This window comes from Enterobacter adelaidei (genome assembly GCF_041937165.1).
Classification (GTDB): domain Bacteria; phylum Pseudomonadota; class Gammaproteobacteria; order Enterobacterales; family Enterobacteriaceae; genus Enterobacter; species Enterobacter adelaidei.
In genome coordinates, this window is record NZ_CP154353.1 from 561828 (window position 1) to 576224 (window position 14397).

At 57.4% G+C, this 14397-nt stretch carries 13 protein-coding genes; 1 reads left to right on the forward strand and 12 read right to left on the reverse strand.

Annotated features, from left to right (window positions below):
* Positions 1-27: 27 nt before the first annotated feature.
* The 12 genes from AAHF05_RS02805 to hpaG form a co-directional block, all read right to left on the reverse strand.
* Positions 28-2181, reverse strand: coding sequence for a carbon starvation CstA family protein (locus tag AAHF05_RS02805; RefSeq protein ID WP_129324072.1), 2154 nt, complete (start codon positions 2179-2181; stop codon positions 28-30).
* A gap of 190 nt (positions 2182-2371) precedes the next feature.
* Positions 2372-3289: a YafY family protein gene (locus tag AAHF05_RS02810; RefSeq protein ID WP_028016552.1), complete on the reverse strand. Its 918-nt coding sequence runs from the start codon at positions 3287-3289 to the stop codon at positions 2372-2374.
* A gap of 179 nt (positions 3290-3468) precedes the next feature.
* Positions 3469-3978: a 4-hydroxyphenylacetate 3-monooxygenase reductase subunit gene (locus AAHF05_RS02815; RefSeq protein WP_028016553.1), complete on the reverse strand. Its 510-nt coding sequence runs from the start codon at positions 3976-3978 to the stop codon at positions 3469-3471.
* A gap of 17 nt (positions 3979-3995) precedes the next feature.
* The gene (gene hpaB, locus AAHF05_RS02820) at positions 3996-5558 is read right to left on the reverse strand and encodes a 4-hydroxyphenylacetate 3-monooxygenase, oxygenase component (protein ID WP_028015397.1); all 1563 of its coding nucleotides are present in this window, start codon (positions 5556-5558) and stop codon (positions 3996-3998) included.
* Positions 5559-5753: 195 nt separating this feature from the next.
* Positions 5754-6644 (reverse strand): 4-hydroxyphenylacetate catabolism regulatory protein HpaA, encoded by an 891-nt coding sequence (gene hpaA, locus AAHF05_RS02825; RefSeq protein ID WP_129324071.1) that lies wholly within the window; start codon positions 6642-6644, stop codon positions 5754-5756.
* Positions 6616-7962, reverse strand: a complete 1347-nt coding sequence (hpaX, locus tag AAHF05_RS02830) for a 4-hydroxyphenylacetate permease (protein WP_129324070.1) — start codon at positions 7960-7962, stop codon at positions 6616-6618. The genes hpaA and hpaX overlap by 29 nt, the downstream gene beginning before the upstream one ends.
* 21 nt (positions 7963-7983) lie before the next feature.
* Positions 7984-8781 carry a 4-hydroxy-2-oxoheptanedioate aldolase gene (gene hpaI / locus AAHF05_RS02835; protein ID WP_129324069.1) on the reverse strand — a complete coding sequence of 266 codons (798 nt, stop codon included), beginning with the start codon at positions 8779-8781 and terminating at the stop codon, positions 7984-7986.
* A 9-nt stretch (positions 8782-8790) separates the two neighbouring features.
* The gene (gene hpaH / locus AAHF05_RS02840; RefSeq protein ID WP_129324068.1) at positions 8791-9594 is read right to left on the reverse strand and encodes a 2-oxo-hept-4-ene-1,7-dioate hydratase; all 804 of its coding nucleotides are present in this window, start codon (positions 9592-9594) and stop codon (positions 8791-8793) included.
* Between the two features lie 105 nt (positions 9595-9699).
* Positions 9700-10080, reverse strand: coding sequence for a 5-carboxymethyl-2-hydroxymuconate Delta-isomerase (locus AAHF05_RS02845; RefSeq protein ID WP_049007411.1), 381 nt, complete (start codon positions 10078-10080; stop codon positions 9700-9702).
* Between the two features lie 9 nt (positions 10081-10089).
* Complete coding sequence (gene hpaD / locus AAHF05_RS02850) at positions 10090-10941, reverse strand: 3,4-dihydroxyphenylacetate 2,3-dioxygenase (protein ID WP_129324067.1); 852 nt, start codon at positions 10939-10941, stop codon at positions 10090-10092.
* Between the two features lies 1 nt (position 10942).
* The gene (hpaE, locus tag AAHF05_RS02855) at positions 10943-12409 is read right to left on the reverse strand and encodes a 5-carboxymethyl-2-hydroxymuconate semialdehyde dehydrogenase (protein WP_129324066.1); all 1467 of its coding nucleotides are present in this window, start codon (positions 12407-12409) and stop codon (positions 10943-10945) included.
* Positions 12406-13683 carry a 4-hydroxyphenylacetate degradation bifunctional isomerase/decarboxylase gene (gene hpaG / locus AAHF05_RS02860; protein ID WP_129324065.1) on the reverse strand — a complete coding sequence of 426 codons (1278 nt, stop codon included), beginning with the start codon at positions 13681-13683 and terminating at the stop codon, positions 12406-12408. The genes hpaE and hpaG overlap by 4 nt, the downstream gene beginning before the upstream one ends.
* A 270-nt stretch (positions 13684-13953) precedes the next feature.
* Here hpaG and hpaR point away from each other — a divergent pair, with 270 nt between their 5' ends.
* The gene (hpaR, locus tag AAHF05_RS02865; protein WP_028016562.1) at positions 13954-14397 is read left to right on the forward strand and encodes a homoprotocatechuate degradation operon regulator HpaR; all 444 of its coding nucleotides are present in this window, start codon (positions 13954-13956) and stop codon (positions 14395-14397) included.

Here is a 14397-nt window from a genome sequence, read left to right on the forward strand (position 1 = left end):
CCTGTGGGAGAGGGGGAGGATTGCGGATTAATGGTGTGAAGAGGTCTTCACGCCGCCTTCCGGCACCGGCACATACGGGGTTTCTTTATCCGTACGACCCTCGGCGTTACGCACTTTCAGCCAGGTTTTGATGCCGTAGAAGATGATGCTGTACACCACCACCAGGAACAGAATGCTCAGGCCCGCGTTGGTGTAGTTGTTCACCACGATATGGTTCATGTTGGCAATCTGCTGCGCAGTCAGGTCTGCGCCGCCTGAGGCAATCTTCTCTTTGTACTGGTTAGCCATAAAGAAGAAGCCTTCCAGCTGCGGGTTGGCACTGAACAGTTTCAGGCCAAGTGCCCAGGTGGTGCAGAGCAGCAGCCACAGCGCAGGGACCACGGTGACCCAGATGTATTTGGTGCGTTTCATCTTCACGAGGACAACGGTGCCGAGCACCAGAGCAACGGCTGCGAGCATCTGGTTAGAGATACCGAACAGCGGCCACAGGCTCTTCACGCCGCCCAGTGGGTCGACAACGCCCTGATACAGCAGGTAACCCCACAGGCCAACACAACCCGCCGTGCCCAGAACGCCCGCAACCAGAGAGTCGGTTTTCTTCAGGAACGGCACGAAGTTACCCAGCAGATCCTGCAGCATGAAGCGGCCTGCACGGGTACCGGCGTCCAGCGCGGTCAGGATGAACAGGGCTTCAAACAGAATACCGAAGTGGTACCAGAAGCCCATGTCCGCCCATGGCAGCACTTTGTGGAACACGTGCGCGATACCGACAGCCAGCGTTGGAGCACCACCTGCACGGTTCAGCACGGACGGTTCGCCGATGTCTTTCGCGGTCTGCATGATCTGCTCAGGCGAAATCACGAAGCCCCAGGAGCTGACGGTCGCTGCAGCATGTGCGCTTGCGTCTTTCAACTGCGCCATAATCAGCGCCGCGTTGTCACCACCCATCTCATGCAGGTTTGGCATGGTAATGCCCAGACCCGCCGGAGGCGTGTTCATCGCGAAGTAGAGACCCGGTTCGATAATGGACGCAGCAACCAGCGCCATGATCGCCACGAAGGATTCCATCAGCATGGCACCGTAACCGATCAGACGTGCGTCTTTCTCGTTCGCCAGCAGCTTAGGTGTGGTACCTGAAGAGATCAGCGCGTGGAAGCCTGAAACTGCACCACACGCGATGGTGATGAACAGGAACGGGAACAGCGCGCCTTTCCACAGTGGGCCAGTACCGTCGATGTACTGCGTCACTGCTGGCATTTTCAGATCCGGGTTAATCACCAGGATACCGATCGCCAGACCGACGATCACGCCGATTTTCAGGAAGGTCGCCAGGTAGTCACGCGGAGCCAGAATCAGCCATACCGGCAGCAGAGCGGAGATAAACGCATAACCGATCAGCGCGAAGGTGATGGTGGTGTCCTTGAAGGTCAGCGCCGGGCCCCAGTACGGGTCGTGAGCAATCACGCCACCGAAGTAGATGGAGGCCACCAGTAGCACGATACCAATCACCGATACTTCACCTACGCGTCCAGGGCGCAGGAAGCGCATGTAGATACCCATGAACAGCGCAATCGGCACGGTAGAGCAGACGGTGAAGACACCCCACGGACTCTCAGCCAGGGCTTTCACCACGATCAGAGCAAGCACCGCGAGGATGATGATCATAATCAGGAAGCAGCCGAACAGGGCGATAGTCCCCGGCACGCGGCCCATCTCTTCTTTGACCATCTCACCCAGAGAGGCACCGTTACGACGAGAAGAGATAAACAGCACCATAAAGTCCTGCACCGCACCCGCCAGCACGACACCGGCGAGCAGCCACAGGGTGCCAGGCAGGTAACCCATCTGCGCGGCCAGTACCGGGCCGACCAGGGGGCCTGCGCCAGCGATAGCGGCAAAGTGGTGACCAAACAGCACGTAGCGGTTGGTTGGCACATAGTTCAGGCCGTCATTGTTAATGACCGCCGGAGTGGCGCGCGTCGGGTCGAGCTTCATGACCTTCTGCGCGATGTACAAGCTGTAGTAGCGATAAGCAACAAGATAGACGGAAACCGACGCGACCACGATCCACAGGGCGCTTACGTGTTCGCCCCGGCGTAATGCGACAACCGCCAGACAAAAAGCGCCGAGGATCCCGAGTAAGGCCCAGGGCACGTGCTTCAGTAGTTTTTTAGTATCCATAATAGACCTGGTTTTTTATGTAAAGAAAAAAGGGTCAGGGTTCGTTGTGAGGAGGTGTTGATTAATGCTGGTGGGATCTTGCCAGAACGTCGCGTGTGTAAAGGAGGGTAAATGGATGAGTGGTTGAAAGTGCCAGGTAAGCGGTCAAAGGTGGCGGCGAGTGGTTCCGGTTCGCCGCCAGCGGTCGGAATTATGTGATTGAGATCACTTGGTTATGCGCGCTGCTCTCCATTGCCAGGTAGCTTTCCAGTGTTCGGATGAGTTTCTCCTTAAGCCAGCTCGGCTCCAGGATCTGAATGTCTGGCAGCCAGTAGAAAAGCAGCGGCAAGATCTGATTTTCGTGTGCCGCCTGACAGCGCAGCGTGACGCCGCCGTGTTGCTCCTCCAGCAACTCTTGCTCCGGCAGGAGATCGCGGCGCAGGAAGTAATGTGAAATATTATTTTTAATAAATATTTTCACTGCGAAAGTATCTTCCGACACCCAGGGGTCGAGGCTTTTTTCCAGCAGCTCGCGGGCATTCTCTTCAGGAGTGAAGGTGGTCGTATGAATATCAAGCCAGCTAATCTGACTCAATGAGAAGGATTTCAGTCTGCCATTCTCGGTGGCTTGTAAATACCATATATTTTTTTTGTTAATCAGTTTATAGGGATTAATCAGGCGGGTTTTACTCTTATAAACGATCTGGCAAACATTATGGTTCTTAATCGATTTCTCGATTTTCGCTAAATGACGACGAATATCGCGTTGTACCGTGTGTTCTGCTTCATTCCCAAGGATAAGAATATGGTTTTCGTCAACGCGTGTTTCAAGTTTCTGCCAGAATTCCGTATTTCTTTCAGGGAAAAAGCTATCAGCATTCAGGAAGTTAGCCAGTGAGTGATGTAATCCTTGTCCGCCGGGAGATTGTGAAGAATGGATCAGTCGATATAGCCCATTACCGGTATGTTCAACAATCGGAGAGAGTGCATTTAAATCCCGGTAGACGGTACGCTCGGTAATTTTAAATTTTTCCATTAGCGCACTGCGGTTTACCACACCGTTTAAATGTAGTTCAACCAGAATATCGACCAGACGTTCAGCCGAGCGGCTCCGCGTCGTTTTAGCCATAAGGTCATCCTGTATATTTGTGTATGCGCTGAATGATGCGGATGGCACTGACAACAGATGTCAGTATTCAGGCACAGAAAATTTATCTTATGGTTATATAACGGCGTGATTTAGTGGAAACCTTAGGAATTTTTGTGGAAAGCGGCGCTGGCCGGAAAAAAAGGCCAGCGCGATAGGGGTTATACTGCGGCTTCCGTCTCCATCATGACCGGGTGAAAACGGCGTTTGAAGTAGATCAGGCCATGTTCCGCGTCACTCAGAATGATATTTTTAATTTCAACGAGATAGACAAGATGCGTACCGATGGTTTGCACCTGGCTTATCTCGCCCTCAAGGCTGGCCAGCGCGCCTTTCAGCACCGGTTGTGCCAGCGCACCGTTCTGCCAGCAGGAGAGCGCAAAGCGCTCCTCCATGGCCATACCGGTCATTCCGGCGAAGTGGCGAGCCATGATCTCCTGCTCGTGGTTCAGCACGTTAACGCACAGCCTGCCGTTGCCCTGAAATACCGGGTTCATGGCGCTATTGGCGTTGATGCACACCATCAGCGATGGTGGCGTGTCCGTTACCGAGCAGACGGCGGTGGCGGTGATCCCGCAGCGACCAGCTTCACCCTCGGTGGTGATAACATTCACTGCGGCCGACAGACTGGCCATCGCATCGCGAAAACGCAGACGTTGTTCTGATTGCATTGTCATCTCCCGCTGCGTTATTTCAGCAGCTTATCCAGCATGTTGATATCGCTGTTGTTGTGCAGGTGCGGCACCGTCCAGCCGTGTTGGTCGTACTCGGACATGCAGCGGTCGACCATTGCCATCATCTTGTCCATGTTGCCGGAGCTCTGCGCCTGACGCAGACACTGCAGGCGGATCTCATCCTGGCTACCGGAGTAGTTGATTTCGTACAGCTCGTGACGGCCGCCAAATTCGCTGCCGATGGCGTCCCACATCAGTTTTAAAATCTTGATGCGTTCGACGTGATCCATACCGTTGGAGCCGCGCACGTATTTCGCCAGATACTGGTCGATCTGCGGGTTGTTCAGATCCCGGGCACTGGACGGCAGGTAGATCAGACCGGACGTCACGTTACGTTCGATGATGTTCTTGATCTTCGCGTAGGCCATCGGTGCCATTACGCGGTAGGTTTGCAGCGCGGCGTGATCCGGCAGATACGCACCGTTGACCCACGGCGTGGCTTCAGAGCACATGGAGTCGCTCAGCGCCCAGAACATGTTGCGCCAGGCCACCACTTCGCCGAGATCTGCCTGCACGCCGCGGAACTCCAGGGTACCGGTACACTCCAGGGATTTCTTCAGCAGGGCAGTGATGAAGTCGAGCTTCACCGCCAGACGTACGCAGGCCTGCAGCGGGTACATACGGGCAAAGCCACCTTCCATTGTCCAGCGACGGCAACGGTCGAAATCGCGGTAGATCAGCACGTTTTCCCACGGGATCAGCACATTGTCCATCACCAGGATCGCGTCGTTCTCGTCGAAGCGGCTGGAGAGCGGGTAGTCGTACGGGGAGCCTGTTGCGCCTGCCACCATCTCGTAAGAGGCGCGGGAGATCAGCTTCACGCCTTCGGCATCCATCGGGGCGACGAACATCAGTGCGAAATCCGGGTTTTCGCCCATCACCTGCGCGGAGCCGAAGCCAATCATGTTGTAGTGAGTCAGCGCCGAGTTGGTTGCCACCACTTTCGCACCGCTGACGATAATTCCCGCGTCGGTCTCTTTCTCCAGCTTGATGTAGACATCTTTCACTTCATCGGCGGGTTTATGGCGATCGATCGGGGGGTTAACGATCGCGTGGTTGAAGTACAGGCCGGTTTCCTGAATGCGGGTGTACCAGTTGCGAGCGTTCTGTTCGAACTGACCGTAGAAGGCCGGGTTAGCGCCGAGCGCGCAACCAAATGCCGCTTTGTAATCCGGCGTGCGACCCATCCAGCCGTAGCTCAGGCGCGACCACTCGGCGATGGCATCACGCTGCTGGCGCAGGTCGTCGGCACTTTTCGCCACGCGGAAGAACTTATGGGTATAGCCGCCACTGCCCGTATCGGTACCCCAGCACAGCGTGTCCTGCATGTCCGGCTTGTGCAGGGCATCGTACATCTGCGCGATGGAGGCTGCCGCATTACGAAATGCCGGGTGGGTGGTGACGTCTTTGACGCGCTCGCCGTAGATATAAATCTCACGACCGTCCTGCAGGCTTTTTAAATACTCTTCGCCGGTTAACGGGCGTTTGGCATCAGCGCGGAAATCTTCTGGCTTCATAGGGACCTCGTATCGGAATAGGGTTGTCAAATTTATGTTTTGTTTTTGTTGTTTAATTGAAGCGTGAGAGCGGCGAGACGTGAAGGGACGATTGGGACAACGGCGGGTACTTTTCGGGCGGGATGGGGTTTTGTGATCTGTGCGGCTTTTTGGCGGGTGGCGCTGCGCTTACCCGCCCTACGAACCGTGATGCGTTCAGGAAACCGGTACTTTCTGCGCCCGATAGGCGCTGGGTGAGCACCCCACTAACCGGTTAAAAAAGCGGGCAAAATAGGCCGGATCTTTAAACCCCAACTGCCAGGCAATCTCACTGACCGCGCTGTCGGAGAAGAGCAGCAACCGCCTGGCTTCCCGCAGCTGGCGGTCGAAGATCAGCCGCTTCGGCGGGCGGTTGGCGAAGCGGCGGCAGATGTCGGTCAGACGGGATTCGGTGAGATGAAGTTCGCTGGCATATTCCGGCACCGTCCAGTGCTGGTGGTAGTGCGCATCAATCAGTTGCGTAAAGCGCTGGAAAAGTTTGAGCTCGCCGCGCATCCCGCCTGAAGCATGGTCGTCGAGCTTCGCGTTGCGCAGCAGTAGGGTGAACACCGCCTGTGCCAAAAGTGCCAGCGTATGTTCACGTCCGGGCAGCTGTTCCGTGGATTCGCGTTCGATCAGCCGCCAGTAGTGTTTCAGCGCAGCCAGTTCATCCGGTTTGTCGGCCAGGGACAAGCAGATCCCCGGCAGGCCGAACGTTTCACGCGTGCCGGGGTAGAGCACTTCCAGCAGCGGCCAGATCAGATCCTCGCGCACGGTCAGGACATGCCCGTCGCTGTCAGATTCGGTGATAAACGCGTGCGGCACCGACGGTGGCGTAAGGACGAAAAGCGGCGCCTGCACCGAATAGCGGTGATCGTCGAGCTGAAGCTCAATCTGCCCGGTATCAAGAAAGTGCATCTGAAAATACTGGTCGTGACGATGCGCCTGCATGTCGCGGCCAAAAAAGGCCGCCATGCGCGCGAACGACTGGTAGTGCACATCGTCGGTGCCCAGACTTTCGTCGTACTCCTTGCTGATATCAATGTTGGCGATGGGGCTCTGGCACATGGCCGCTCCTCTGATGATCCCGGTGCGCCATCGGGATGCGTGTTAATACCAGCGCACCGACCACCAGCAGCCCGGCGACAAACCACAGCCCTGAACTGAAGCTTCCTGTCGCATCACGCAGAATGCCGATCAGCAGCGGGCTGACGGCAGATCCCACGTTGCCGATGGCATTGATCACCGCCAGTGCCACCGCGCGGGATTGCAGGCTAATAACCTGATCCGGCGTGGTCCAGAATATCGCCATGGCGGTAAACGATCCGGTTGAGGCCATGATGATGCCAAGTAGTTGGATCAGACTGTGATCCGTCGCCGAGGCCAGCATCCATCCCGCCGCCGCGAAGAGATACGGCAGGATGGTGTGCTTTTTTCGCTCTTTCAGCCTGTCGGAGCGGCGGCTCCACCAGATCATCCCGAGGATGGTACAAAACTGCGGGATCGCCGCCAGCAGGCCGATCACGATATTGCTGCTGTGGCTGTTAAAGCTTTGCAGGATCTGCGGCGTCCAGATGTTGATTGCACTCAGCGTGTTGGTCAGACAGAAATAGGCCAGGGTGTAGAGCAGCACCGCAGGGGTTAATACTTCACGCAGCGTCGAGCGCGGCGTGACGGAATGCGCAACGGCAAGCTCCTGCTCGCGGGCGATCATGGTTTTGAGCGCCTGCTTTTCGTCATCATCAAGCCAGGTGGCCTGATCCGGCGTGTCGTTAAGGAAGAACCAGGTCACCACGCCAAGCACCACGGACGGCAGGCCTTCCAGCAGGAACAGCCACTGCCAGCCTTTCAGGTTCCATAGCCCGTCCATCGCCAGAATGTACCCGGAGAGGATCGAGCCGAGCATCATCGTCACCGGCATGGCAATCATAAACAGCGCGTTGGCGCGGGCACGGTGATACGCCGGGAACCACCAGGTGAGATACACCAGGATCCCCGGCAGAAAACCGGCTTCGGCAATGCCGACCAGCATTCGTAGGACGTAGAGCGTTTCAGGGCTGGTGGCGAACATGGTGCAGGTCGAGGCAATGCCCCACACCACCATGATCCCGGCGATCCAGCGGCGTGCGCCGATCTTTGCCAGCATGATGTTGCTCGGGATCCCACACAGCACGTAGGTGACGTAAAACAGCGTTGCCGCCAGGCCAAACATGGTGGACGTCAGGCCCAGATCTTTGCCCATCGTCAGCCCGGCAAAGCCAATGTTAATGCGGTCGAGAAACGAGAAGACAAACAGGATAAAGAGAAACACGATCAGGCGACGGAACAGTTTGTTAATGACGCGATGTTCAACAGCTTTATTATTTTGCAGGGTAGAGGTCGTCATGGTGCGCTCCAGATCTTACGTTTAGTAGACGGATTTATTGTTATTAACTGACGTAACCGGTTTTTCGATAAATCTCGCAGCCAGGGCTTCGGCGCAGCGGGCGAGCAGGGTGGTATCAACGCCGACGGCGACAAACAGTGCGCCGAGTTCGAGGTAGCGTTTTGCCAGCGCTTCATTCGCCATCAGGATGCCGGGCGCTTTACCTGCGTCGCGTATCTGGGCAATGGCCTGTTCGATAGCGGCCTGTACGTCCGGGTGCTGCGGATTACCCGCAAAACCCATGTCGGCGCTGAGATCCGCCGGGCCGATAAACACCCCGTCGACCCCTTCCACGTCCAGGATCTGCGGCAGATTTTTTAGCGCCTCGCGGGTTTCGATTTGCACCAGTACGCACATGGCATCGTTCGCCTGTTGCAGGTAATCCGGGATACGGTTCCAGCGCGACGCACGGGCCAGCGCACTGCCCACACCGCGAATACCCGCAGGGGGATAACGGGTAGCGCTTACCGCCAGCCGGGCTTCATCGGCGTTTTGCACCATCGGTACCAGCAGGGTTTGTGCGCCCACGTCGAGCAGCTGTTTGATCTGCACGGGATCGTTCCACGACGGGCGCACGACCGGCTGGCTGGCGTAAGGCGCAATTGCCTGTAGCTGCGTTAAGATGGTTTGCACATTGTTTGGTGCGTGTTCACCGTCGATCAGCAGCCAGTCGAAGCCCGCGCCTGCCAGCAGTTCGGCGCTGTAGCTGCTGGTCAGCCCCAGCCATAACCCAATTTGCGGCGTTCCGGATTTCAGCGCCGCTTTGAATGCGTTTTGCATGGTTGTCTCCTAGACGAAGCGGCAACTGATGGAGCCCATGTTGCCGTAGTCGACATGGAAGGTATCGCCCTTGCTGGCAGCCACCGGGCGGGTAAACGAACCGCCGAGGATGATTTGCCCCGGTTCAAGCTGCACGTCGTACGGTGCCAGTTTGTTCGCCAGCCACGCCACGCCGTTCGCCGGATGGTTCAGCACGCCTGCGGCGACGCCGGTCTCTTCGATCACGCCGTTACGATAGAGCAGGGCGGAGATCCAGCGCAGATCCAGCTCGTCGGGTTTAATCGGGCGACCACCGAGGATCACCCCAGCGTTGGCGGCGTTGTCGGAGATGGTGTCGAACACTTTGCGCGGGCGTTGGGTGTCGGGATCGATGTTGTGGCAGCGGGCGTCGATCAGCTCCAGCGCCGGGATCACGTAATCCGTAGCGTTGTAGACGTCGAAGATCGTGCAGTTCGGGCCGCGCAGCGGTTTGGCCAGCACGAAGGCCAGCTCCACTTCGATGCGCGGCACGATAAAGCGATCGACAGGGATGTCGCTGCCGTCGTGGAAGAACATGTCGTCCAGCAGCGCGCCGTAATCCGGTTCGCTGATCTGCGAGCTGGCCTGCATCGCTTTGGAGGTCAGGCCGATCTTGTGGCCTTTCAGTACGCGGCCTTCGGCGATTTTCAGGCTGACCCATTCGCGCTGCACGGCGTAGGCGTCGTCGATGGTGATCGTCGGGTAGTCCAGCGAGACCTGGCGGATCTGCTCGCGGGATTGCTCCGCCTGGTGCAGACGATGGGCGATCAGGGTATGGGTGTGTTTATCGAGCATGGCGTATCCTTTGTGCGGCTGTTGCCGGGTGGCGCTTCGCTTACCCGGCCTACGTTCGAGCCGTTGTAGGCCCGGTAAGCGAAGCGCCACCGGGCGAAAAGATGTCTACTTAAACAACGCGTGCACGTTGTTTTGTTTGTAATTGAGCGTCGGGTGAAGCTCGTCGAGCTCAAACGACAGCGCCAGATAGCGAGCCGCCATCAGATCCGCGAAATGCGTTTTGATAAGCTCAAACAGCATCTCACCCACGGCCTCACGGCTCTCCAGGCTTCGCCCGGCACCGATTTTCAAGGTCATGTGTACAAAGGCGTAATCATGTTTGCCGTCGGCCATCTGCCAGGTATCCAGCCAGTGCGCGCGGCTGCGGATACCGCCGAGCGGGAAGATACCCGTGGCGGCCAGCGCCTCGTTCACTTTGGCGAACAGTCCCGGCAGGTCGGCCTGCTCGCGGATATTGTCGGTACATTCAGCGATAAAATGCGGCATGGTGGCTCCTTAAGCGGGCAGTGGGAAAACAGCGTTGACCTGGCCGGTGCCGGAGCTGGCAAACAGCTCGGTGAGAAACTCCACCTTGCCGTCGTAGTTGTCCCAGCCGAGCATCCCCAGCAGCATCACCGTGTCGTGCATATTGCCCTCGCCGTAGCAGTAGTCGGCGTACTCCGGCAGCATGCTGCAAAACTCTTTGAACTGGCCTTCGCGCCACAGCTTCACCACGCGCTCGTCCATCTGGCGGTCGAACTCGCGGGTGTAGCTGTTCATCCCTTCTTCCGCGCGCTGGTCGTCGATAAAGCGGTGCGACAGCGACCCGCTGGCGAGCACCGCGACCGTGCCGTCGTATTTCTCAATCGCGCTGACGATGGCCTCGCCGAGCCTGCGGCTGTCGGCAAAGTCGTGAACGGTGCAGAACGCGGAAATGGAGATCACTTTGAAGTGCTTGTCGCTGTTCATGTAGCGCATCGGTACCAGCGTGCCGTACTCCAGCTTCAGGCTCGGGATGTTGTGCGCTTTGGCGCGCACGCCAAGCTTCACCGCTTCGTCGGCGATAAGCTGGCCGAGCGCCGGGTTACCGTCGTAGTCATAGGTCATGTCGCGGATAAAGTGCGGCAGTTCGTTGCTGGTGTAGATGCCGGAAAAATGGTCCGCACAGTTAATGTGGTACGCGCTGTTCACCAGCCAGTGGGTGTCGAAAACGATAATGGTATCGACGCCCATCTCGCGGCAGCGCTTGCTGATCTCTTTGTGTCCGTCGATGGCCGACTGACGGCAGCCGTGGTTTTTCCCCGGCAGCTCAGAAAGGTACATCGACGGAACGTGGGTAATTTTTGCCGCTAACGCTAACTTGCCCATATCAGACTCCCCATTTTGGAATCGGATGGTCGCCCATAGAGATGCAGACGTTCTTCATCTCCGCAAACACTTCGAAGCTGTACTCGCCGCCCTCGCGGCCGGTGCCGGAGGCCTTCACGCCGCCAAACGGCTGACGCAGATCGCGCACGTTCTGGGTGTTTACAAACACCATGCCCGCTTCGATATTGCGCGCCAGGCGCAGCACTTTGCTCACGTCCTGGGTCCAGATGTACGACGCCAGGCCGTACTCCACGTCGTTGGCCAGGCGCAGACCTTCCGCTTCGTCCTTAAACGGCAGCAGGCACGCCACCGGCCCGAAGATCTCCTCCTGCGCCACGCGCATGCGGTTATCGACATCCGCCAGCACGGTTGGGCGCAGGAAGTTGCCGCCTCTCAGGTGTGCAGGCAGATCGGTCGGTTTATCCGGGCCGCCCGCCAGCAGGGTTGCCCCTTCTTCAATGCCGAGGCGAATGTAGCCGGAGACTTTTTCCCAGTGTTGTTGGCTGATGAGCGCGCCAATCTGGGTGTTCGGATCGGTCGGGTCGCCCACGCGCAGGCGGTTGGCGCGTTCCGCGAAGCGTTTGACGAATTCCGGGTAGATGCTCTGCTGAATGAAGATGCGCGAGCCCGCGGTGCAGCGCTCGCCGTTGATAGAGAAAATGGTGAACAGGGCGGCATCCAGGGCGCGCTCGATATCGGCATCTTCAAAAATCAGCACCGGGGATTTACCGCCCAGCTCCATGGAGTATTTCTTCAGTCCGGCGTTTTTCATGATATTGCGCCCGGTAGCCGTACCGCCGGTGAATGACACGGCGCGCACGTCGTGATGACGCACCAGCGCATCGCCCGCCGTCGCACCGTAGCCCTGCACCACGTTCAGCACGCCCGCCGGAATGCCGGCTTCCAGCGCCAGCTCGCCCAGACGGTCGGCCGTCAGCGGGGAGAGCTCAGACATCTTCAGCACTGCGGTATTGCCCAGCGCCAGACACGGCGCAACCTTCCAGGTGGCGGTCATAAACGGCACGTTCCACGGCGACACCAGCGCACAAACGCCCACCGGCTGCATCAGGGTGTAATTCAGCATCTTGTCGTCGACCGGGTAGGTTTTGCCGTTCATCTGCTGGCACACTTCGGCGAAAAACTCGAAGTTGTGCGAGGCGCGCGGGATCAGCACGTTTTTGGTCTGGTGGATCGGCAGGCCGGTGTCGGCGGTCTCCATGGCGGCGATCTCAGGGACGTTCTGGTCGATCAGATCGCCCAGACGACGCATCAGGCGCGCGCGCTCTTTCATCGGCAGGTTAGCCCATTTCGGGAATGCCTCTTTTGCCGCCGCAACGGCCTGGTGTATTTCGGCTTCGCCGCCGGAGGCGACTTCTGCCAGCACCTCGCCGGAGGCCGGGTTAGTGGTGTGGAAGTAGTCACTTCCCGCTACGTTTTTGCCGTTGATCCAATGGTTTATCTTTTTCATTTTGTCGTCTCCTCACTGACAATTCGGTTCACCAGGCGGCCTACGCCTTCTACTTCCACCACCACTTCGTCACCCGGCACCACGTCGGAAAGCCCTTTCGGCGTGCCGGTGGCAATCATGTCGCCCGGCTGCAGGGTCATAAATTCGCTCAGGTACGCAATCAGGAACGGGATGCTGAAGATCAGGTCTGCCGTGGTGCCTTCCTGGCGTAATTCGCCGTTAACAAAGGTGCGAAGGGCCAGGTTGTGCGGGTCGGGAATGGCCGCTTTCGGCACGATGTTGGGGGAAATAGGGGTCAGCCCGTCGCGGCTTTTGACGCGCAGATTCGGGCGATAGTAATTTTCGAGATAGTCGCGGATGGCGTAGTCGTTGCACACCGTATAGCCCGCCACATAGTCCATCGCGTCGGCTTCACTCACCTTGCGGGCGGTTTTGCCGATGACCACCACCAGCTCCGCCTCATAGTGCATGTACTCAACGTTGTCCGGGCGTACCGACGTCTGGTTATCACCGTTAAAGGTGTTCGGCGCTTTGATAAACACCAGCGGCTCGGTGGGCGGTTTGAAGTCCAGTTCGCTGGCGTGATCGGCGTAGTTCAGCCCCAGGGCAAACAGCGTGGCATGCGGGTGCGGGCCGTGTGCGATGGCTACGTCGCGTTCATCCACCACCGGGTTTTCCAGCGGGGGAAAACCTTTCGCCAGAATGCGCACGCGATCGCCGGGCTGCAGGGAGACGCGGGAATGCGGAGTACCGAGCAGAATGGCATCACCGGGATTGAGGGTGACGAATTCGCTCAGGGCGCTGAGCAGTTCGGCGGCGTTGCGCTGCAAATCGGCCGTGTTCCAGTGGTCAGCTTCGCGGCCGTTGATCTCGGTGATGATGGTCAGGTTATCGACGTTATCAACGGCGACAAGCTCACTCAGCGGACAAAAACCGTCACGGCATTTGGCTTTGATCGCCGGGCGATAAAAACTCTCTTCCGGCAGGCTCACTTCATTTGCTAACGCATATCCCGCGATGTATGCCGCCGCGTCTTCCACGCGCACCTTACTGGCGGTTTTGCCCACGACCAGTGCTACCGTCGCACCGCTTAACACCGTTTCCCCTTGTGGGAACGGAATGGGCTCGCCTGCGCGGATCACGGTGTTATGCGGTTTGATAAACCACACCGCCGTTTTTGGCGGCGTGGTGTAAGGGGCTTTTTCAAACGCGTCGCGCCAGGCATCACGCTGGCTTTGATGGTTCAATGCGACGGCAAAAACAGTACCTTTCATTGACTACTCCTCACCCTGAAAGTCCGGGTTGTGATTTCGTTAATATGTTAATGATCTGGTTTTATGCTTTTGCTGTTCGTTTCGCAATCAGAAGTGAAAAATTTGTGATATGAATAACAATAAATTTACATATAGATAATTAAATATTTATTTATCATGTAGTTAATAAAATTGTGTTGTTTCTGTTAGACTTTTTGACGTAAAACGAGTTGTTTATAAAAACATCTTTTGTGTAATTGTTTACTTGTTAATGACTGGTGGGGAGAGGCTATGCATGATTCATTAACCATCGCGCTGTTGCAGGCGCGGGAAGCGGCGATGTCTTACTTCCGCCCGATTGTGAAGCGGCATAACCTGACCGAACAGCAGTGGCGGATTGTGCGCGTGTTGGCTGAACATCCGTCGATGGATTTTCACGACCTCGCGTTTCGGACCTGTATTTTGCGCCCGAGCCTGACGGGTATTCTGACGCGGATGGAGCGCGACGGGCTGGTGCTGCGCTTAAAGCCGGTGAACGACCAGCGCAAGCTGTACGTGTCGCTGACTAAAGAGGGCAACGCGCTGTACGAGCACGCCCAGGCGCAGGTGGAAGAGGCCTATCAGCAGATTGAAGCGGAATACACGCCGGAGAAAATGAAACAGCTAACGGCGCTACTGGAAGAGTTCATCGCGCTCGGCAATCGCCATATTGCCGAACGCGGGGAAGAGGAGTAA